Annotated in this window: 19 protein-coding genes; 17 read left to right on the forward strand and 2 right to left on the reverse strand. The window is 53.0% G+C overall.

Going from position 1 to position 21,241, the window contains the following annotated elements; genetic code table 11:
- Nucleotides 1-33: 33 nt before the first annotated feature.
- The gene (locus tag SK3146_RS33815; protein ID WP_249862920.1) at nucleotides 34-519 is read left to right on the forward strand and encodes an NUDIX hydrolase; all 486 of its coding nucleotides are present in this window, start codon (nucleotides 34-36) and stop codon (nucleotides 517-519) included.
- A gap of 114 nt (nucleotides 520-633) precedes the next feature.
- On the opposite strand, the gene SK3146_RS33820 is transcribed toward SK3146_RS33815, so the two are convergent.
- Entirely contained in the window at nucleotides 634-3,558 is a 2,925-nt protein-coding gene (locus SK3146_RS33820) for a glycoside hydrolase family 38 N-terminal domain-containing protein (protein ID WP_249862921.1), read from the reverse strand.
- Between the two features lie 313 nt (nucleotides 3,559-3,871).
- Nucleotides 3,872-4,984 (reverse strand): GntR family transcriptional regulator, encoded by a 1,113-nt coding sequence (locus tag SK3146_RS33825; protein WP_249862922.1) that lies wholly within the window; start codon nucleotides 4,982-4,984, stop codon nucleotides 3,872-3,874.
- A 300-nt stretch (nucleotides 4,985-5,284) separates the two neighbouring features.
- Between SK3146_RS33825 and SK3146_RS33830 the strand changes: the two genes are divergently transcribed.
- The 16 genes from SK3146_RS33830 (at nucleotide 5,285) to SK3146_RS33905 (ending at nucleotide 21,164) form a co-directional block, all read left to right on the forward strand.
- On the forward strand, nucleotides 5,285-6,205 hold the full coding sequence (locus SK3146_RS33830; protein ID WP_249862923.1) for a histidine kinase dimerization/phospho-acceptor domain-containing protein: 921 nt from the start codon (nucleotides 5,285-5,287) through the stop codon (nucleotides 6,203-6,205).
- A 1-nt stretch (nucleotide 6,206) separates the two neighbouring features.
- Nucleotides 6,207-6,683 (forward strand): sensor histidine kinase, encoded by a 477-nt coding sequence (locus SK3146_RS33835; protein WP_249862924.1) that lies wholly within the window; start codon nucleotides 6,207-6,209, stop codon nucleotides 6,681-6,683.
- 75 nt (nucleotides 6,684-6,758) lie between these two features.
- Nucleotides 6,759-6,962 (forward strand): VOC family protein, encoded by a 204-nt coding sequence (locus SK3146_RS33840; RefSeq protein ID WP_249862925.1) that lies wholly within the window; start codon nucleotides 6,759-6,761, stop codon nucleotides 6,960-6,962.
- A 45-nt stretch (nucleotides 6,963-7,007) separates the two neighbouring features.
- Nucleotides 7,008-7,259, forward strand: coding sequence for a YolD-like family protein (locus SK3146_RS33845; protein ID WP_249862926.1), 252 nt, complete (start codon nucleotides 7,008-7,010; stop codon nucleotides 7,257-7,259).
- 300 nt (nucleotides 7,260-7,559) lie between these two features.
- A complete protein-coding gene (locus SK3146_RS33850) occupies nucleotides 7,560-9,104 on the forward strand; it encodes an ATP-binding protein (RefSeq protein ID WP_249862927.1) in 1,545 nt (514 codons plus the stop codon).
- A 456-nt stretch (nucleotides 9,105-9,560) separates the two neighbouring features.
- Nucleotides 9,561-11,876 (forward strand): helix-turn-helix domain-containing protein, encoded by a 2,316-nt coding sequence (locus SK3146_RS33855; protein ID WP_249862928.1) that lies wholly within the window; start codon nucleotides 9,561-9,563, stop codon nucleotides 11,874-11,876.
- 157 nt (nucleotides 11,877-12,033) lie between these two features.
- Entirely contained in the window at nucleotides 12,034-12,984 is a 951-nt protein-coding gene (locus tag SK3146_RS33860; RefSeq protein WP_249862929.1) for an ABC transporter permease, read from the forward strand.
- Nucleotides 12,985-12,999: 15 nt separating this feature from the next.
- On the forward strand, nucleotides 13,000-13,866 hold the full coding sequence (locus tag SK3146_RS33865; protein ID WP_249862930.1) for a carbohydrate ABC transporter permease: 867 nt from the start codon (nucleotides 13,000-13,002) through the stop codon (nucleotides 13,864-13,866).
- Between the two features lie 37 nt (nucleotides 13,867-13,903).
- A complete protein-coding gene (locus SK3146_RS33870) occupies nucleotides 13,904-15,439 on the forward strand; it encodes an extracellular solute-binding protein (RefSeq protein WP_249862931.1) in 1,536 nt (511 codons plus the stop codon).
- A 70-nt stretch (nucleotides 15,440-15,509) separates the two neighbouring features.
- Nucleotides 15,510-16,940 (forward strand): sulfatase family protein, encoded by a 1,431-nt coding sequence (locus SK3146_RS33875; protein WP_249862932.1) that lies wholly within the window; start codon nucleotides 15,510-15,512, stop codon nucleotides 16,938-16,940.
- A gap of 108 nt (nucleotides 16,941-17,048) precedes the next feature.
- Nucleotides 17,049-17,963, forward strand: coding sequence for a Rossmann-fold NAD(P)-binding domain-containing protein (locus SK3146_RS33880; protein ID WP_249862933.1), 915 nt, complete (start codon nucleotides 17,049-17,051; stop codon nucleotides 17,961-17,963).
- A gap of 344 nt (nucleotides 17,964-18,307) precedes the next feature.
- On the forward strand, nucleotides 18,308-18,484 hold the full coding sequence (locus tag SK3146_RS33885; protein WP_249862934.1) for a hypothetical protein: 177 nt from the start codon (nucleotides 18,308-18,310) through the stop codon (nucleotides 18,482-18,484).
- Nucleotides 18,477-18,656 carry a hypothetical protein gene (locus tag SK3146_RS33890; RefSeq protein WP_249862935.1) on the forward strand — a complete coding sequence of 60 codons (180 nt, stop codon included), beginning with the start codon at nucleotides 18,477-18,479 and terminating at the stop codon, nucleotides 18,654-18,656. Before SK3146_RS33885 ends, SK3146_RS33890 begins: the two co-directional genes overlap by 8 nt.
- 133 nt (nucleotides 18,657-18,789) lie before the next feature.
- A complete protein-coding gene (locus tag SK3146_RS33895; protein WP_249862936.1) occupies nucleotides 18,790-19,803 on the forward strand; it encodes a S66 family peptidase in 1,014 nt (337 codons plus the stop codon).
- Between the two features lie 59 nt (nucleotides 19,804-19,862).
- Complete coding sequence (locus SK3146_RS33900; RefSeq protein WP_249866523.1) at nucleotides 19,863-20,108, forward strand: DUF6953 family protein; 246 nt, start codon at nucleotides 19,863-19,865, stop codon at nucleotides 20,106-20,108.
- Between the two features lie 387 nt (nucleotides 20,109-20,495).
- Nucleotides 20,496-21,164, forward strand: a complete 669-nt coding sequence (locus SK3146_RS33905) for an HAD family hydrolase (protein ID WP_249862937.1) — start codon at nucleotides 20,496-20,498, stop codon at nucleotides 21,162-21,164.
- The last annotated feature ends 77 nt before the right edge of the window (nucleotides 21,165-21,241 follow it).

The raw sequence follows: 21,241 nt of genomic DNA on the forward strand, positions 1-21,241 counted from the left end.
CGTCCGGCAGCTGAAGAGGAGAGTCGACCGATAATGATGTTCGTTAATGCGAGAGCTCTGATCGAAAGAACGACGGAAGGTACTACGCAACTTGTCATTCAGCTGAGGAATAAGACCGGCGAACCTGCGCTTTGGGAGCTGCCCGGAGGGCGGATTGAACCCTTCGAATCGTTGACCGCCGCGCTCAGGAGGGAGGTCATGGAAGAAACCGGCCTGACGGTCGTGGAAATCGAGGGAGAGCGGACGCGTATCGATACTCGAGGAATCAATCCGCAGTTTGAAGTGGAATGCATCCAGCCTTTCGCCGCATATCAGACGATCCAAGGGCCGATCGATTCGGTCGGCTTCTACTTTCGCTGCAAAGCGGAAGGCGAGCTGCTGGAGGCAGGCGACGAGACGCTGCAGGCGCAATGGATCGACCGGGAGCGTCTGGAACGTATGTTTCATGAAAATCCGCTCCAATTCGCCAATGTGGATAGGGCGGGCATCATGTATTATTTGCGGCAAACGAAGGGCTAGGCCGATTCGCGGGAATGCCGAGAGTTTAATATATACCGGAACAAAAACCTCCAAGCCCGCAATTGAAGGCTGGAGGTTCGTTTTGTTTTTACCGCATCGCAATGTTTAAGTTTTCTACAGCGATAAGCGGACGGTTATGATCTCAAAGGGCTTGAAGCGAAGGCGAACCTTCCCGTCATCCGATACCGCAAGCTCTCGCTCGGGCTGCTCCAGCATATTCGTCCGGCGGGCGGAGCGGACCGGGAAGCCGAGCTGCAGCTCGCATTCCGTCAAGGTGCGGTACGCCTCGTACATGCGGATGATGACGTCGCCGGAGCCGTCCTCGGTCGGTTTAACGGTATCGATCACGATATTGGCCCGATCCGCCGCGCAGAGCGAATGCGAACCGGCATCTCCCGGGCGGGCCGTCGCCGGACAGTTCAACTCGTAGGCGTGACGCACGACGCCGCTGTCCAGGAAGCTGCCGTTCCACGGATAGAACGCGTAAGCGAACTCGTGCTCTCCCAGATCGGCCTGCGGGTCCGGGGCCGTCGAAGCCCTTAGCAGCGTCAGGCTCATCGTGCCGCCGAGAACGCTCATTCCGTACTTGCCGTCGTTCATTACGGCGCAGCCGCGGGCTTCTTCCGCCAGCGCCGCCCATTTGAAGTGGGAAACTTCGAACCGGTCCGCATCATGCGGCCTGGAACGATGAGTCGGCCGTTTCATATAACCGAACTGAGTTTCGAATATCGCCTCGCTGGCGTGAACGGTCGTAGGAAAATCGACCTTCAGCAGCTTATGCTTTTCCTGCCAATCGATCTTCGTACGGAACAGGATGACCCGGCTTCCTGCAGTCAGCACGATATGTTGGCGCAAAGTCGAGCGATGAAGCTTCCTTGTTATTTCTACTGTCGTTGTGAGCGGGCCGTCGGCCAGCTTGCGGATAACCGCAGGATCGTCCAGCCCGATTTCGCCCAGCTCATAGGTGCGGTCAATCTCCCAGGCGTCAAAGCGCGGCGGGGTATCTTTATACATGCGGAAATCGTTGCCGGGTCCGGCGGTCAGCTCCATGCCTCGCTCTTTGTCCCAGACGCTGATCATCCGGCCGTACTCGTCGAGCTCGATACGCAGCAGATCATGCTCAAGGATGCGCTCGCCGGTGCTGGGGGCGGCTAAGTCTTTCGTTTCGTCCTCCTTTTCCGCACGGGTGATCGTGACCCAGCCGCAAGGAGGAAGCTCCACGCGAGCCAGCCGATGGCCGTTGCTATCCTGCTGTGCCGCCAAGGTTTGGCCGTTCGCATCTGCGGCTCCGCTCCAGCCTTGGGGAAGCGCGATGACGGCACTGCGTGCCCAGGACAGCGAGTTAAAGACGGACAGCGCGGACTCGGACTCCGCCGCTTGCGGGACGGACAATGCGTCCTGGGCTTCGGCGGCAATGCTGCCGGAAGTCCGGATGACCCGGCCGAAATCCTGCTCGGCCTCCGCATGCACACGGGCGATGGAAGTTCCGGGCAGTATATCGTGGAACTGATTTAGCAGCAGCGTCTTCCACAGCGCATCCATCTGCTCAAGCGGATAACGCCATTGGCGGAGAAGTACTGCCGCCGTCCCCCATAATTCGGCTTCGCGCAGGGCGAATTCGCCGCGCCGGTTGCCCTGCTTGGTCTTGGCCTGCGTCGTGTAGGTTCCGCGATGCGCCGGATAGTACAGCTCTCCGACATAGCGGGCGGAAGAGAAGCCCTGCCGCTCCAAATCTTTGAAATATTCGATAGGCGAAGTCAGCTTCACCTTCGGTACGCCCTCCAAATCGGCGCAGCGGCGCAAATATTCGAGCTCGTCGCGGGTCGCCCCGCCGCCGCCGTCCCCATAGCCGAATTGGGCGAGGCGGGAGTTGATGCCGTCCTTCTGCACCCGCTGATTCCAGTTGTCGATGAGGACCGACGGCTTTGTCTCCAGATGGTAGTCCATAAAATGTACCAACACCTCCGAACCGTCTATGCCTTCCCACAAAAACGTATTGTACGGGAACGGATCGGCAAAATTGTTATAAGTTTGTCCCATTTTGACGGAAGCAAAATAACGAATGCCGCAGCCTTTCATAATTTGCGGCAGCGAGCCGGAGTAGCCGAACACATCCGGCATCCACAGCATCTCATTGTCGACTCCGAATTGCTCGCGGAAAAAACGCTTGCCGTGGATAAATTGCCGAATCAGACTTTCACCGGAAGTCAAATTCGTATCGGCTTCCAGCCACATCCCGCCTTCCGGTATTAGCTGACCGCGCCGAACCGCCTGAACTAGGCGTTCATACAGTTCTGGATACAGATGCTGCACGATTTGATACAGATAAGGCTGGCTCTGCGTATAAATATATTCTGGATATTCCTCCATAAGTGCAAGTTGGTTGGAGATCGTTCTTGCGATCTTGCGTTTGGTTTCCTCAATCGGCCACAGCCAGGCTACATCCAGATGGGATTGGCCCATCATGTACAAGGTCGGCGTCGTCGAACCGTTCGTACAGGCAAGCAGCGGCTTAAGCGCCGGATGCTCGCGGCGAATGTCGGCCATGAGCTCCGCTTCGTCGGCATCCAGGTCAATGACGGCGGCTATGCGGGCCAGTACCCGGTCGATCTCGGCCGCGCGGAGCGAATGTTCGTCCACGCTGCAGCGAATTTGATACAGAGTGTCCACGTCGATCAGAAATTGATACAGATCCTCGCGCCAAATGCCGATACCGGAGCTGCCCATAACCGGGCGAGCCTCTTGATGACCCGCATACCCTTCGACGTAAATTTCATAGGCTTCGCCTTCGTTAGCCTCTCGCGACAGCGTAATATAAAAATGCCGCTTGTCGATGGAACCGGCAATGATACCGTTTACATAAACGGTGCATTCCGCTCCTATATTCAGATTCAGCATAAGACGCTGGCCCTCGGCGGCTTGCGGGGCGGCAACGGTTGTCCGAAACCAGTAATAACCCCATTTCTCCCCCCATGAGTCGCCTTGTACGACGTCTCGGTAAGCATCCGGCGGATAAGCCTTCGCCTCGTCTATAGTCATGCAGCCTTTCGCCGGAAAGCCGCGGAAGCTAACTTCCCCAATTGCCGGTACGAAACCGCATCGCGGGCTTTCATCCAATTCTCCACCTTCAAATTCCACTCTCTTTTTAAGGCCACAATAGTTCCTCCTAGCGGTTATTTTATTAGTTTGTATTATCTGTATTAATACAATAAAATACTCTGCAAACATTATAGAAGGGGAGAGAAGCGGTGTCAATAACGATTTGGTTTCGGGCTTGCGGGAAGCGCGTCCGCTGTTTTATGCCGAAAGCGCAGGCTGCCGGCAACCTGCGCTTCTTATTCAAAATGCCGGTCTACAAACTGTTCGCGGGTTTCACCGAGCTGCCTAAGTACAGTGAGGAGGAACAGGTGTGACCGATGACGGCGGGGCGTTCAATGCCCTGTATCATCTGCATGAGCTGTTTAGCGGCGGTACGACCCATGTCATAAAACGGCTGATTCATGCCGGTAAGATTCAGACGGAGACGGTAATTAATATTCGCCGCGTCGTAGGTGACGACGGATATCTGCTCCGGTACGCGGTATCCGAGCTTCTCCAGGGAGATCAGGGCCGCTTCGGCGATCTGGTCGTTGGCGCAGAATACGGCGGTGAACTTCATCTCCTTCATCTTCCGCTCGAAGGCGCTGCAGTACGCTTCGAATTCGAGTTTGAAATCTTCGTTTTCCGTAGGGATAAACACGTCAAGCCGTTCGGAGAACTCGCAGCCGAGATCGGCATGCGCCTGCTGGAATCCGAGCCAGCGCTCGTTCATCGTCGTCAAATTCGAATTGCGCACGAACAGAATGTTTCGATGCCCATGCTCGAACAGCAGCCGGGTCAGCTTATAGGAGCCGATCTGATTGTCGCTGGTTACGTAAGGAACATCCATATCGTAGGCGTACCGGTCCAAAAACACGGTTTGAATGCCGTTATCGGACAGCATGCGCACCAGCTGCGCATTTTTATTCGGCCGGCCGTGCTCGACAATCGGGCACATGATAAGCCCGTCGACCTTTTTGGCGACCAGTCCCTTCACCATCGATTCGAGCTTGGCGGAGCTGCCCTCGTCGCTGGAGGAAAGCAGGCTGTATCCGTACTGGTGCACTTCGTCGTCAATGCCGCGCAAGGCGCTCGCCCAAACGGGATTTTCGATACCGACGACGAACGCGGCGATTAAGCCGGAACGGACTGACGAAGACGGCGGAGCGGCCTCCGGCATGCCTCCCGCGAATGTGCCGCGTCGGCTGTCCCGGGTGAGCAGTCCTTCCTGAGCCAGCTCCTTGATCGCTTTCTCGACGGTGTTGACGCTGGTGCCGTAATGGGCGGCGAAATCTCGGCTGGACGGGAGCTTCTCCCCCGGCTGCCAAGAACCGCTGCGCACCCGGTTGCGAATGTCGGCTTTAATTCTCTCGTAAGCGTATTTCATTTTATATGCGGCGGCCCCTTTTTATCGTTAGCTTAGGTTATTTGAATCTATCGTACGAAATTGTATCAACTGTGTCAAATTAATGATTCGGTTAGAGAAATATTTATTTCATTTTAACGCTGTCTTAATCTATAAATGGATAATTAAGGATATGGTTTTAAAGTTTATAGCAGCGGATGTGATGAAGGGATGACGTTCCGTTTTCGATTAACTTTAGTATACGCCAGGATTGTAACGCTTTCCTTGCTGTTGTTGGCGCTTGGGCTCTATGGGGCTTTGCGGTGGTACCTGTACGACGAGATGAATCAAACTCTCCGGAAGGGGCTGGAATCGGTTCAGCATCACGCCGAATACAGCGCTGTATATTCAGCTTCGGGCTGGAACGGTGTCGTGCAGTTGGACGATGCAGCCATCTCTCCCGATCTTTATGTTCAATGGATCGACGTCACGAACGGAACGAGAGTTCAATCCGCTAATGTAAAAACAACTCTGTTGCCTTACTCGATCCGATCGCTGAATCAAGAGAAAGAAGGATATTTTCACCTTGATACGGTTGACGGAACATCCTTCTATATTTATAGCAAGCCGTTATGGCGCAGCGGGAGCCTCGTCGCCGTACTGCAGATCGCCCGCGATGCGGAGCTTATTAGCGGGCTGCTTACTATCGCCCGGCGGGTGCTGTTCGCGCTGATTACGATCATTACGGCTTTGGCTTTCTGCGCGTGCTGGATGGCCTCCGGAGAAGCGCTCAAGCCGCTCAGGGAGCTGATCTCAGCGATGAGAACGGCTCGTCGTAACGGGAAAGCGAACATAGCGCTTCGCTACAACGGTCCCCGCGACGAAATTCGCACATTGTACGAGCTGACGGCCGGACTGATGGACCGGCTGGAAGGAGCCGCCGGCAAACTGGCTCGCGCCGCTTCCGGTCAAAAGCGGCTGATCGCGGACGCATCGCATGAGCTGCGTACGCCGCTTACGTCCATCCGCGGAAATTCCGAGCTGCTGCGCAAGATGTGGACATCGCTCTCCGGGCAGCCCGAACGGCCGCTTGAAGCCGAGACGTGGACGCTTTCTTTGGAGGCGCTGGATGATATTACGGAGCAAACGGGTAAAATGTCCGCCCTCGTTAGCGACATGCTGTCTTTGGCGAGAGCGGATGCGGACACAGGCGCGCAGGAGAACCGTCAGGTCATTCCATTAAAACCGATTCGATCGCGTTGACATGCAATTTCAATATGGCTGCAGCCAGGTAGAGTGGAGGACCTTTGGGCTCGATACCCTGGAATCCGTCTACGTTCTCGGCCATTCGGACGATTTGCAGCAACTGCTGACGATTCTGGTGAAAAATGGTTTTCAATTTACGGCAGAGGGCTGGGTACAACTGAGCGCAGAGAGAACGGAAGACGAAATAGTCATCTCGGTTCAAGATACGGGCATCGGAATGGATGCCGAGCAGCAAGCGCAGCTGTTCGAACCGTTTTATCGAGCCGATGCGTCGAGAGGGATCACCGCGGGAAGCGGGCTCGGATTGGCGCTGGCCCAACGGATTGCCGAGGCGCATCAAGGCGAGCTGTGCTGCTCGAGTTTTCCGGGAGCGGGTTCGGTTTTCACGTTCAGGATGCCAATCTGCGTTACAACGAGAAAGAAGCGGGGGCGGCAGGAATGCGCTAGCCCGATCTCGAATTATAAAGAGTTATGAGTGAAGGAGCGTGATGGCTGTGATTCGCGGCATTTATGAAACGCATTTGCAAGTTTCCGAATCGCCCCGAAGCCCGTGTTCGGCAGAGACGGTTCGGAACCGATCGTTCATGCGTCGGACCCCGCTGCATCGATCTATTTCGACGATCCCGATGGCAATGAGCTGGAGTTTTATGCCAGAATCCCGGGAGAGCCGAGACGGTTGTCCGCGACGGCGCTATTAAGCGAATGGACGAGCGCACGAAATCATGAAGAGAGCGGCGAGCAGAAACCCAAGTGATCGTTTTTCACCGCGCTTTAAGTAATTATAAGAGGGGAGCACAGGATGGCAAAATCAAAAGTACCTAAAAGGCCGACGCGGGATGAATTTGTATTAGAGGAGCTGGGAAATCAACTGACCGAAGCTTTTTATGAAAAATCGGAAATCGTATTGACCGTATGGGGATGGGAAGAAGCCGTCCGCGGCCAAATCGATAAAATGGACCCCCGAACGGGCAAAGTACATATTGAACAAGCCGACGGGATAGTGAAAGTACCGTTTATGGACATTATGAGCGTTGATTATCCAAGAGACTAAACGAATTGAAAAAGGGCCGCTTCTGATTAACCTTTAAAAAGGTTGAACTCCAGGCTCTTTTTTATCAATTTACTTTAACGGTGCGAAGCGTTACAACAATAAAAACATGCTGAAGCTCAAAATTTTCATAGCTTGCCGGAAGCTGTCGTCGTGCGGGAGCTTCCCTCCGAAATGCTTCGTTCTATTCGGGCAGTCGTTCTTTTGATAGAATGAAGACGTGCTTCTTCCCGGCAAAAAGGGAGCAAGCGCAGCGGCCAGCAACAAACAACCACAGAACGGATGACGGAGGTAGGCACAAGGATGCAAAGAGAAGAAGAACTGCGAGAGAAAAAAAGAAGCGATCTTCATTTGAGCCAACTGGCCTCGGTAGGGCAAATCGCCGCAGGCATTGCGCATGAGGTCAAAAACCCGTTAACGGCGGTCAAGGGCTTCCTGCAATTATTAAAAGAACGCAACGAAAAGCAATATATCGAAATTGCCCAGGCAGAGCTGGAGAATGCGATCGGCATTTTGCAAAATCTGCTCCATGTCTCCAAGCCGGATTTGGACGACGAGCCATTCGAGACGATCGATCTGACCGCAGAGCTGGAATCGCTGATGCAGCTGTTCCAGGATCAGTTTTACCGGGTTCAGGTGTTGACCGATCTCAACAACCCCGGCAGCTACATTTTTGCTAAAAAAAACCAATTGAAAAAAGTGTTTTTCAATTTGCTGAAAAACGCCTTCGAAGCGATTCCCGGCGAGGGGACGATTTCGATCGGACATAGAGCGACGGAAGAGAAGATCATTGTTTACATAAAAGACAGCGGAACCGGAATTCCGGAGAAGCAGCTGGAGTTATTGGGAACGCCTTTTTTTACGACGAAGGAAAATGGGTCGGGCATGGGGCTGGCTCTGGTATTCTCCGTCATTTATCAGCATAACGGCGAAATCGAGGTCGAGAGCGGAGAAAATATCGGCACGACCTTCACGATTACCTTCCCGAGGGCGACAGGAAGCATGAAGAGAAAAGAGGTAGTCCAATTGGAACTGGAACAGGCAGCTACATTGAAGGAATATCTTACGGTCAACCGGGAAAAGTTTGAACAACGCCTATTGATGGAAGCCGTCAATGTAAGGGATAAAATCGATGAGATTATGGAGATCGGCAATATCAATTTATTGGATAACGCTCATAAGCTGGTGCTTTATATCGTGGAAAACAAGCAGCATGAGGTCATCTCTTTTGCGAAGCTGGAGGGTATGACCTGGGCCAAGCATTCTTTGACGCTGGCTTTCAAATTGGAGTGGATTCAGGCGGTGCGGCGAGTGCTGTGGGATTTTCTGTACAATTTCGACCGGACGAATCATTATCTCGCCGAGAGAGAGCAGTTCTACAATCAGGAAAAACAGATTAACGAGCTGATGGATTTGTTCCATACCCATTTGTTCCTCAGCTATTCCCAGTTGAAGGACGATCTTATTCGTGCGCAGCGGGAAATGGTGGAGGATTTGTCCGTACCGATTATTCCGCTCACCAAATCGACTTCGATCCTGCCTCTAATAGGCCAAGTCGATGCAACCCGGGCCGAGATTATTGAAGAAAAAGTGTTTTTGCAGATCGGCCAGCATCCTATCGACACGCTGATCATCGATTTGTCCGGCGTTGTCAGCATGGAGGCCGCCGTTATCGCGCAAATTCTGGGCGTCATTCAAGGCATTAAAATGATGGGTTGTCAGACGGTCATCACCGGTTTAAGGCCGGAAATCGTAAAATTAATGATCCGCTCGAATTTATCCTTCGAAAGCAGCGCGATCACGAAAGGAACGCTGCAGCAGGCGATCGAGGATTATTTTGCAAGATAACCGATTGGCCGGTTTTTCGGGCCCATAGACGCATGCGATCTATGGGCTTTTGTGCTTGTTTAGGAAATGATGCGCAGCCATATCCTGTGGAAATCCGGGGGCTCCCCCGAAAGTAAAGTCTACCCTACCCATAGAACGATCCCAGAGGAAGGGTTAGACGCGGACGGAATAAGCTTCAGAGCATCACGTCACTACCCTGGAAATTACTCTTGGTACCCCATTTCCATTGTCTGTGGTGCCGCGTCGGCGGCATGGATGGCTTTTGGGGGATTTGTTCTGCTTAAGGGATATGATATCCATTGAAAGACGGCGGGCTGGCGCCAATTGCCGTGCTCGTGGACGAGCATTACGGATGAAGGGCGACGGACGTCTTTTTTTCGTGATTCCAACGCTTACGGCTGTGTTATAATAGGGAGGCCAATAGACCAACAGACCAAAGACATAGGGGGGTCTTGCATGAAGCGGACGGTGTTTATCCGCCTGTTGTTTCATTTGACGATCGCAATGGTCGTAATTACTCTGCTTGTAGGCGCGCTTGTATACCGGTACACGAACATGATGCTTAAGGAAGAAGTGCTCGGCACCAATACGGAGCTGCTGGACCAAACGAGGAAAATTGTCGAGCAGGCGCTCGGCGAGGTGCAGCAGATGGCCAGCTCGCTGGCGCTGAATTCCGAGGTGCAGAAATCGGTCTGGCTGCCGTGGAACTTGGAGGAAGAATACCGTTTTTTAAAAAGCACGAGCGATTTGTTTACAGACCGGATCAATTCCTCGAATTATTTGCATTCGATCTATTTGTACAGCGCGATTAATCAGAAACTGATTTTCGGCTCGGGAATTACCGATCTATCGGACTTCGCTTACCGCGAGGGACTGCAGCGGTTTCTCGGCAATCGAAGCGCTTCGGCTTGGGAGGCGGCCAGTCTGGATTCGGCGAGCGGGTCCGACAATGTCATTTCTTTCTACTTTACGGTTCCTATTCTCGATGTGCAGAAAAAAGGCGCGCTCCTGATCAATTTGAAGGAGGACGTGCTCTATAACGCCGTCGTCAACACGAACAAGCGCAAACTCGGCAATGTCGCCATTTTGAATTCCGAGGGAGAGGTGCTCTCCTATAACGACAAAGACCGGCTACTGACCCGCTTTGACCAGGCGGATATCGAGCGTATCCAGCGGGAGAAGGAAGGCTATTTCATCGAAACGATAGGCGGGGTGCCTACGCTGGTGTCGTATATGACTTCTTCATTTAACGGCTGGGTCTATCTCACCTTGAACCCGTACGACGAAGTGTTTAAGCGTTCCAAGGAAGTGATCCGCACCACGCTGATCATTTCGCTGATTGCGCTGCTGCTCGGCATTGTCTTGATGGTGCTCGTATCGCGGACGTATTACAGACCGGTTAAACGGATGGTTCAAGCCATTTCGGCCCATATGGACAAGCCTCTGCCCGGCGTGCCGTACAAGGACGAGTTCGGGTTTATCGGGGAATCGATCAATCATTTGTTTAACGAGAACGAGGAATTCAAAGCGAAGTTCCGCGGTCAGGAGATGATTCTGCGGGATCATGTACTGGTGAACCTGCTGTCGGGCAAAGGGACGGACCCCGATGAGATGCTTCGCCAGCTGCAGTATTATCAGCTTGGACTGGACCCGGAGCAGTTTATTGTGCTGGTCGTGCGAATTCATTTGGAAGAAGCCGGCGACGCGTCGGAGAACGCGGAACAGGTCCGCAACCTGATGCATTTTCAAATCCGTACGATTTGCGAGGAAACGATGGCCGCTTACGGCAAGGGCGTATATGTCAGCCAATTCCATAAGCATGATGTGATAATTATGAATACAGGTCAGTGGGAGGAGCATAATCAGGCGCTGGAAAAGGCCAAGGAGCTTGCTCACCGGATGATCGCCGGGGTTACGGGGCAAATGGAGGGAGTCGCTTTGACCGTAGGAATCGGCGGCAATTACCGCAAAGTATCCGACATCTCGCTGTCGTATAACGAAGCGGTAGAGGCGCTGTTGTACGAACAGCTCGCCGGCGTAGGCAGTATTTTATCCATTCACGATATGCAGGTGAACCGCGCCAGCCGCAATCGCTTTATCGCCTATCGGAATCAGGTGGACAAGCTGCTCGCCGATCTGAAGACCGGCAGTCTGGATAAGGCGCTGCAAACGAAGGATCAAATTATCGATCAGCTGCATCGCGATACGCAGTTCGGCTTCTCCTACAAGCATATGATGCTGACGCATCTGCTCAATTCTCTGGTTGCGGTGCGGGTGGAGCTCGTGCAGAAGGACGATTCGCATGAAGAGGAGCGGCGATGGTACGCCGATTTTGCCAAACTGCAAAATTTGGATGAGATCCGCGGCTGGATCGGCCTCGTTCTGGAGCAAACGGCGGGGGAGCTTCAAAGCAAAAGGGAGAACAAAAACGTCGAGGTCATTGAGAAGCTGGTCGATTATATCCGGCAGCATTACCGCGAGCCGATCGGTTTGCAGACGTTGGCGGATCTGGTGTTCATGAACGGCAACTATTTGTCCAAAGTGTTCAAAGAGGTTACCGGCCAGACTTTTATGGATTTCTTAACGGAAATTCGTTTCGCAGAGGCTTGCCGGATGCTGGACGATACGGAACGCAATATTAATGAAATCGCCGAGCTCACCGGCTTCGGGCAGAAGCAGAACCTGATCCGCACCTTTAAAAAGATGACCGGTCAGACTCCGACAGAATACCGAAATCGCGAGGTCATGGAGCGGTTGAACGAGGAAAACTGAACGATTGATACCAATCCGATCGATTGATACCGGGCCAATGGCGACGGATGAAACCGTTATCTAATATTGAAGCTTGAGCGCTCCCGCGTTTTCTTACTATGATGAGGTTGTTCCCAAGCCAAGGGATAACATAGAAGAGAGGAAGGGGGTCTTAAGCATGGCTGTATCGGCGACTACGATTCAGACCAAAGCGGCGGTTCGCAAACGAACTTTATGGAAGCGCATACTTGCAAGCCGCTATTTGTACTTGATGCTGCTGCCGGCGATCGTTTACTACGGTTTGTTTCATTATTACCCGATGTACGGAGCTCTGATCGCGTTCAAGCAGTTCAGTATCACGAAGGGGATCATGGGGAGTCCGTGGGCAGGCTTCAAGCATTTCGAGTACTTGTTCGGTCTGGATAAGTTCTGGCAGGTGTTCTGGAATACGATCATCATTAGTTTGTACCGGCTCGTATTCGGGTTTCCGCTGCCGCTGGTGATGGCCATTCTGCTGAATGAAGCGAGGAAACTGGCGTTTAAGCGGACGGTGCAGACGATCGTGTATTTGCCGCACTTTATTTCCTGGGTGATCATGGGAGGCTTGCTGATCAGTCTGCTGTCCACCGACAGCGGAGTCGTCAACAATGTCATCCGATCGTTCGGAGGAGAACCGGTCGGCTTTCTGACCGATGAGCGCTATTTCCGCGGCACGTTGGTATGGTCGATGATCTGGAAAGAGTTCGGATGGAATACGATCATTTATATGGCAGCGCTTTCAGGGGTGAATCCGCAGCTGTATGAAGCCGCATTGATGGACGGCGCGAACCGTTTCAGACAAATTTGGCATATTACGCTGCCGTCGATTCGCGGGACGATTGTCATTTTGCTCATCTTAAGAATCGGCAGTCTGATGGAGGCCGGCTTCGAGCAAATTTTCGTGCTGTATCACACCGGGGTGTACAATGTGGCGGACATTATCGACACGTATGTATACCGGATCGGGCTGACGGAAGGACGGTTCAGCATCGCTGCGGCGGTCGGATTGTTCAAGTCGGCGATCAACTTCGTCCTGCTCGTTATAGCCAACCGGCTGTCGAGAATGATGGGAGAACAAGGAATTTATTAATTCAGGGGGATTCATATGGCACATTCCGGTTGGGGCAGCAGGCTGTTCGACGGCCTGAACGTCATCCTTCTATCGCTGGTTGCGCTGCTGACGCTGTATCCGTTCTGGGATTCGCTCATCGTGTCCATCACGCCGCTGAACGAAAGCGCCGCCGCCAGCGTTCATTTGTACCCGAAGACAATTACGCTTGAAGCCTACCAATACTTGCTGAAGCTGGAGCAGCTGTGGACTTCTTATAAGATTAGTATTCTTATTACAATACTTGGAACTGTAATCAGTATGCTGGCAACGACACTGGCCGCTTACGCGCTTTCGAAGAAGGATCTTCCGGGCGTTCGCCCTATTATGTTCGCTATCGTCTTTACGATGATGTTCAGCGGCGGCATTATTCCGAATTATCTTGTCGTCAAGCAGCTAGGTATGCTCAATTCCGTATGGGCGATGATGATTCCGGCAGCTATTCAAACGTATAATCTGATTATTATGCGCAGCTTTTTCGCATCCGTTCCCGAGAGCTTGGAGGAGTCCGCCAAAATCGACGGCTGCAACGACTTCGGCATTTTGCTGCGGATTGTTATCCCGCTTTCCATGCCGGCTATCGCTACGATCTCGCTTTTTTATGCGGTGACGAAGTGGAATGAGTTTTTTACAGCCGTTATGTATATAACGGACAAGGATATATGGCCTCTGCAGTTGTTCCTGCGCTCTATGCTGATCGATAACGAAGCGGCGTTCCAATCGGGCGGAGACAGTCCGTTCCTGCTCGGTCAATCGATCAAAATGGCCACTATTATGATATCCGCCATTCCGGTGATGATGATCTATCCGTTTTTTCAACGGTTTTTCGTGCAAGGGGTTACATTGGGCGCAGTCAAAGAATAGCCCGCAAATGCATGTACTTATGGGGGAGGATATGATAATGAACGTTTGGAAAAAAGGAATGCTCGTTACGCTTACGGCCGTGCTGCCGTTGTCGGCGGCGGCATGCAGCAGCGGGGGAACGGATACGAAGCAAGCGGGAGACGGCAAGTCGAGCGATAAGCCGACCAAGATCGTATTCCTGACGCCCGGCGACAACGCTGCCATGGGGATTAAGTCCGGCGATCGGATCGTGGCGGAGATCAATAAGCGTCTGAACATCGATCTCGAAGTGAAGTTCGTTCCGGAGAACGGATACGAGAAAATCAACGTCGCTATGGCTACCGGCGACCTGCCCGATGTAGTGACGATCAATTATCCGTCGCCGTCGCTCAATCAATGGATCGACGAAGGGATGCTGGTCCCGCTGAACGATTATTTGCCGTCCATGCCTACGATTAAGGAGAAGCTCGATAAAAATTTGCAATGGACGGCGGTCAACGGCAAATATTACGGATACCCGTTCATTGAAGAGCGCGCCAATACGGCGTTGACTTACCGGGCCGATTGGCTTGACACCTTGGGGCTTAAACCGCCAAAGACGCTGGACGAGTTTTATCAGACGTTGAAGGCCATCGCGACCAAGGACCCGGACAAAAACGGGAAAAACGATACGTACGGATTGACAGGCCAGAAGAGCACCGGCTTTAATACTTCGTTCAACTTCGTCTTCTATGCTTACGGGATGCCGCACGGCGATTGGGTGCTCGATGATGCGGGCAAGGTCGTGCCGATCTTCGAGCACCCGGCGTTCAAGCAGGGGGTTCAATATTTGCGCAAGCTGTGGGACGAGAAGCTGATCGATCCGGAATTTTTGCTTAACGATACGCAGCAGCGCGAGCAAAAGTTTTATCAAGGCAAGGTAGGATTTATGGCGGCTCCATTATTCCGTCACGTCAACAGAATCGAGACGAGCCTGCAAAAGGTGAATCCGGAAGGCAAGCTCGGTTACTCCGCTCCGCCGGCAGGTCCCGACGGCAAGAGCGGGATGAACATTGCGGCTAAGACCGGCTTATTCACGGCCGTCACGAAAAATGCGAAAAATCCGGAAAAAGCGGCGAAGTTCATTGAGTTCATGCTGTCCAAGGAAGGGCGCGACCTGCTGGAGCTGGGTATCGAAGGCGTACATTACACGAAGCAAGGGGACAAAATCAACTATAACGAGGAAGAACGGGCCAAAGACGGGTTCGCCTCCAACGGTTGGTCGCATCCGCTGGCTTGGGGCAGCGTGATCTGGCCGCTCGGAGAATACTATTTGCCGCAGACGGAGCCTCAGGCCGATCGGGCCAGAGAGTCGGCGGACATTGCAACGAAAAGTATAGTTCCGAACTTGATCAATACGACCACACCCGAGGAAGTGGAGATGAGCGGCGTGCTGGGCGAACTGCTCAATCAATATTATATCGAAATGATTACCGGCAAACGCGACATTGATGCCGGACTGACGGAACTGTCCAAAAAATGGCGGGATCAAGGCGGCAATAAAGTGCTGGACGCCGTCAACAAAGCGTATCAGGCGCAGCAAAGCAAGAAGTAGGAGGGGCGGAAGGCTGCAGGGGCGGCCTTCCTTTTCATGTCCCAAGCCGATATAACGAGGAGGAATTAAGATGAATTCATTCGCTGCTTCGGAGAACAGCCGGCCTCATATCGTATTTATTCTTACGGACGATCAGGGAGCGTGGGCGCTTGGCTGCGCCGGCAACGACGAGATTCGGACGCCCAACCTGGACAGATTAGCCGCAGAGGGAACGCGGTTTTCCAACTTTTTTTGCACTTCTCCGGTTTGCTCTCCGGCCAGGGCGTCGCTGCTTACCGGAAGAATTCCTTCCCAGCACGGGGTCCATGACTGGATTCGGGGAGGCAATATCGGGGAACGGCCGATCGCCTATTTGCAGGGCCAGCCGGCGTATACCGAGATGTTGGCGGACAACGGGTATGTATGCGGGCTGAGCGGCAAATGGCATCTCGGCGACAGCATGCAGCCGCAAAAGGGCTTCAGTCACTGGTATGTGCATCAGACCGGAGGCAGCGCCTACTATGATGCGCCGATGATCCGCGACGGCAAGCTGATCCAAGAGCCCGGATATTTGACCGACGTCATTACGGACGATGCGCTGCAGTTTCTGGAGGGGCGGTCCGGCGAAGAGCAGGGGCCGTTCTACTTAAGCGTCCATTATACGGCGCCCCACAGCCCGTGGATCGACAACCATCCGCAGCAATATGTAGACTTGTACGAGGATTGCGCCTTCGACAGCTGCCCGCAGGAGCCGAAGCATCCATGGGCGATCCCGACGGCCCCGTGGTCGGACAATCAGCGGGAAAACCTGAAGGGCTATTTCGCAGCGGTGACGGCGATGGACCGGAACGTCGGGCGCATTCTGGATAAGCTGGAGCAGCTCGGCATCCGCGATCAGACGCTCGTGTGCTTCTTAAGCGACAACGGCTTCAACTGCGGACACCACGGCATATGGGGCAAAGGCAACGGCACGTTTCCGCAAAATATGTACGATACGTCGGTAAAAGTACCGGCGATCTTTAGCCAGCCGGGCCGCATCCCGCAGGGGCGCGTCTGTGACGGTCTGGTCAGCGGTTACGATTTCATGCCGACGCTGCTGGATTACGTCGGGCTGGACAATCCGGAGGCGGAGCGCCTGCCGGGCACGAGCTTCCTTCCGCTGCTGCTCGGCGAAGCGGAGCAAAACCGCGAAGATGTCGTCATCTTCGACGAATACGGTCCGGTGCGGATGATCCGCACGCGCGAGTGGAAGTACGTTCATCGCTATCCGTACGGACCGCATGAGCTGTACCATCTGGCGAGCGACCCGGATGAGCGGGTCAACCGCATCGACGACGCTTCGGCACAGGAGCAGCTGGCGAGGCTTAAGGCGAAGCTGGAGCGCTGGTTCGTCCGCTACGCCGATCCGGCTCGCGACGGGACGCGGGAGCCGGTCACCGGCTACGGACAGCTGGAGCTGGCCGGCCCGGACGGGGAGGGCAGGCCTTCTTATTTTGCCGGAGAAGCCCCCAAGCCGAGCTAAGCCGAGCGGAAGGCAGGACTGGTTCATATTGACAAAAACGCGCTGAAAACTTATTATGCATAAATACTCATTAACCATTATATTTATACATAATAGGAGGATGCAGCGATGAGTCATTTAATATCTTTGCAGGAATTCGACCGGGAGACGCTCTATTCGATCATCGAGCGCGGGCTTGATATCAAGAGGAATCCCCGAAAGTTCGACCATGCTTGCGAAAGAACCGGCCTGCTGATGCTGTTTCAGAAAACGTCGACTCGAACGAGTCTGTCATTTCAGTCGGGAATGGGGCAGATGGGCGGGTATACGGTGAATATGGATTGGGATGCGAGCAATTTCAGTCTCTCGCCGATCCGTTACGAGGCGCGGTATGTTTCCAGAAATTGCGATCTGATCGTGGCCAGGCTGAAGAAGCATGCCGATTTGCTGGAGCTTGCCGAGTATTCCCGCGTGCCGGTCATTAACGGCTGCTGCGATAAGTATCATCCTTGCCAAGCGTTGGCGGACTTGATGACGATCTATGAGGTCTGCGGGACTTTTTCCGGGATTACGGTCACGTATGTCGGCATTCACAATAATGTAGCCAATTCGCTTACGGCGGGCTGTGTCGCGCTCGGCGTGAAGCTGCTGCTCGTTACGCCTATCGTCAACGAAGCTTCCTGGGATGAAGCGCTGATGCAGAAGGCGCTGCGCAGCGATTATGTGGAACGGGTCGGCAGCTTGGCCGAGGCCGTTCCGCGCTCCCAATTCGTGTATACCGACACATGGATCGACATGGAATTTTTTGACGATCCGCAGTATCAGGAGGAGAAACGGCACAGAATACAGACGATGAGCCCGCTGCAGATCAATCCGCGCAATCTCGGCGGACACACTCCTTATATTATGCACGATATGCCGATCCACCCCGGATTGGAGATTGACGAGAGCTGTATCGAATCGGAGCGTTCGATCATTTATCAGCAGGCCGAGAACAGGATGCATGTCCAGAAAAGCTTGATGCTTCATCTGCTCCAAAAGTAACGGCTTTCTTTGACTGCCTAAGAGTAAGGTAAAAGTAACTTTTTTGACCTCGCTCTATGAGGCCGTCTTACTTTTTATATATGGAAAATATAGGATTGTGCTTTCCCCACAAGAACAGCTCTGAGCTGGTGCTCAGCAATCATCCGGAAATACGCTGAATTAGCCCCCGTTTGCAACTGAATCCGGCCATGCGGCCGTAATGACGGAACGGACCAACAAAAGTTCTTAGCACTCGACAAAACTTCCTATGTTCATCAATCTCTTAACTCTATAAAATAAAAGATAATGATCCGTATTCGGCATAAGCCACATCATTTTCATAGTTTGGATAGGGGGCATAGGGGATGGCTAAGCAGTCGTCGGGCAAAGCTTTGTTGAACAAGTATTTTGAGGAAGATACTCATACGCTGTTGAATTTAATAGAAAGCATGAGCGAGAAGTACCCAACGGACAGCGAACAATGGAAAAAGCTGAACTCGATTTGGGTTTCGACCGAAACGGTGAGGGAATGCCATGATTGAAAAATATACGCTGCTTAAAGAGCCGGACAAAACGATGTTCGTCTTCTTCAAAAACGATAAATATTACGGGCACATCATCAAAAACAAGACGGATAAAGCACCGGCCAAATTTATTTTCGAGACGGATAAATACGACTCTCTGGAGCAGTTGAAGGCCGACTATCCGATGTGACCGCACGAAAGCGAAGGCTGGGCGTAATCCGGCGCAGCCCGCTTAAAGCGCGCCGGATTCATCATAGCCGAACCGGGCTGTGAGGGCGGGGGCCTCATGACGTTAATATCGGATACTGCAGGGGGTATTACGTATGATTCAATATCCTGTACTGATAAAAGGAACGACCATTGGGGTGACGGCGCCCTCCTCAGGGGTTAGGGAAGAGCATCATGATATGGTCAAGCAGGCATGCGAACGGCTGCGCAAGGAGGGATACGATACGATCGTCGGGCCTACGGTTTGGACTCAGGATAAGGCGCGGTCTTCACCGGCGCATCGGCGTGCCGCAGAATGGGAAAACATGATGAACGACCCTAAGATCGGTCTCATCATCCCTCCGTGGGGCGGAGAGCTGTTGATTGAAATTTTGGAGCATTTGGATTTTGATCGGGCGCAGCCCAAATGGATACTGGGATATTCGGATATTAGCCTGCTGCTGCTGGCCATGACCTTACGCACCGGAATAGCGACGGCCCACGGTACGAACTTGATTGATTTGAGAGGAGAGCATTCGGATGAAACGACGGCGATGTGGCAGACCGTTCTGTCCGCGCAGCGGGGCCAGTCCGTTCTCCAGCGATCTTCTTCCAAGTTTCAAAAGCAATGGAGGCATACGTCTCCGTCTTCTTATGTTTTCCATCTGACGGAGCCGACCTGTTGGAAGAGTGTATCTCCCGGTCCGGTTCGCCTGACAGGCAGATTGCTCGGGGGATGCATCGACGTCATCCGTCATCTGATCGGCACACCGTATGGAGACGTGGCCGGTTTTCAGGATCGCCATATCCAGGGAGAGCCGATTCTGTGGTATCTTGAAAACTGCGAATTATCCGTACCGGATTTGCGCAGGTCGCTGGTGCATATGAAGCTGGCAGGGTGGTTCGATCGCTGCTGCGGGATTGTATTCGGCCGCAGCTCCGCCCCGTCCGAGACGGACGGTTATACGATGCGGGATGTGTATGCCGAGCTTTCCGAGGAGCTGGGAGTTCCGGTCGTTTACGATATCGACTGCGGTCATGTTCCGCCGCAAATCACATTGATCAACGGCGCTTATGCAGAAATAACGGCGGAAAACGGAAGCGGAACCGTCCTTCAGCATTTTGTGTAAGCTGCCGCTTGGCAGCGAGGCCGCGCCTGTGATACAATCGTTTTTTACAATTGAAACGAATGGCGGGCGATCCGATGACAGCGAGCGACATTGCCGAATGGATGCTGAAGAAGGTCGAATTCGACGGGATTTTGTATCAGCAGGATGCGGTGAATTATATTAGAACTCACTTCGGCGAAGAGTTTATTTATGTCAATGAGAACGGCAACGCCTCGATCTCCAAAGAGGTGAAGAAGCTGTTCAAAAAAATGCACCGCGGGCGGGTAGCCTGGGACAGAGACGGCTTTTTCTGGGGCTGGACTTAAGAAGTGCGGCCGGACGAATTGTCCCCGCTTGAGGGTTCGAAATAAAAAATCCGGCTGCAAGACCGGGTGCAGACTTCCATCGACCGCAGGGCGCGACGATATCCCCCTTAGGCCGCGACGAAATGACCATCATTTTTAAAAGCGAAACAAAATGGAAAAGCATTGGGTTTAACCACCTTATGCTTTTTTGTTGCAGGCGAGGATTTTTATAGTTTTAATGTAAAATTTTTACTATTACAAAAATGGATCGGTGGCCTGGTTATGCTTGTCTTTTCAATGAGGGAGCTGGAAAAAATAGATGGACAGCGCGTGCGGGTTCGTATATGATTGATTTAATTAAATAAAGTAGCGCAGTGGTAAAGCGATGGAGAGGCGGGTGGCAGATGGATGTATAAGGCGCTGTTTTTCGATTTCTATGGAACGTTAGTTCACGAGGATGACGCTGTTATCGACCGTATTTGCTCTGTGATAGCCGAGACGGCTGCAGAGGAGGCGACGATTCGCGACATACGCTCGCATTGGTGGAAACGGTTATCTTCCGATTTCCTCCGCTGTTATGGGCCGGATTTCCAAACGCAACGAGAGCTGGAGCTGCTGTCATTGCAGGACACACTGGAGCGTTTCGGTTCCGATGAGGATGCCCTAGCCTTAAGCGAGTCGCTATATGCCCATTGGAGCCGGCCTCCGGTCTTTCGGGATACGCTCGATTTTTTGCGGGATAATGCGCTTCCTGTTTATATTTTATCGAATATCGACCGCGCGGATATCGAATCGGCGGCAGCGTATAACGGACTGCGCTTCGATCATATCATTACCAGCGAGGACGCTCGCTCCTATAAGCCCCGTCCCGAGATGTTCGAAGCCGGGCTTGCGGCGTGCGGCTTGCAACCGGACGAAGTGCTGCATATCGGGGATTCGGCGACGAGCGACATCGCAGGCGCGTCCCGGCTCGGTATTGATGCGGCGTGGATCAACAGAACGAATAAGGCGCTGACCGGCGATGCGGTGCCGAAGTATGTGATCCGGTCTTTAACCGATTTGAATCGGATCATTTAAGTGGATTTACTATACAGCTTGCAGCGGAACGGGGATGATCGATTTTCGTTTCGGGTGAGCTGTATTTTTTTGGTATA

The organism is Paenibacillus konkukensis (assembly GCF_023523925.1).
Lineage (GTDB): Bacteria > Bacillota > Bacilli > Paenibacillales > NBRC-103111 > Paenibacillus_S > Paenibacillus_S doosanensis.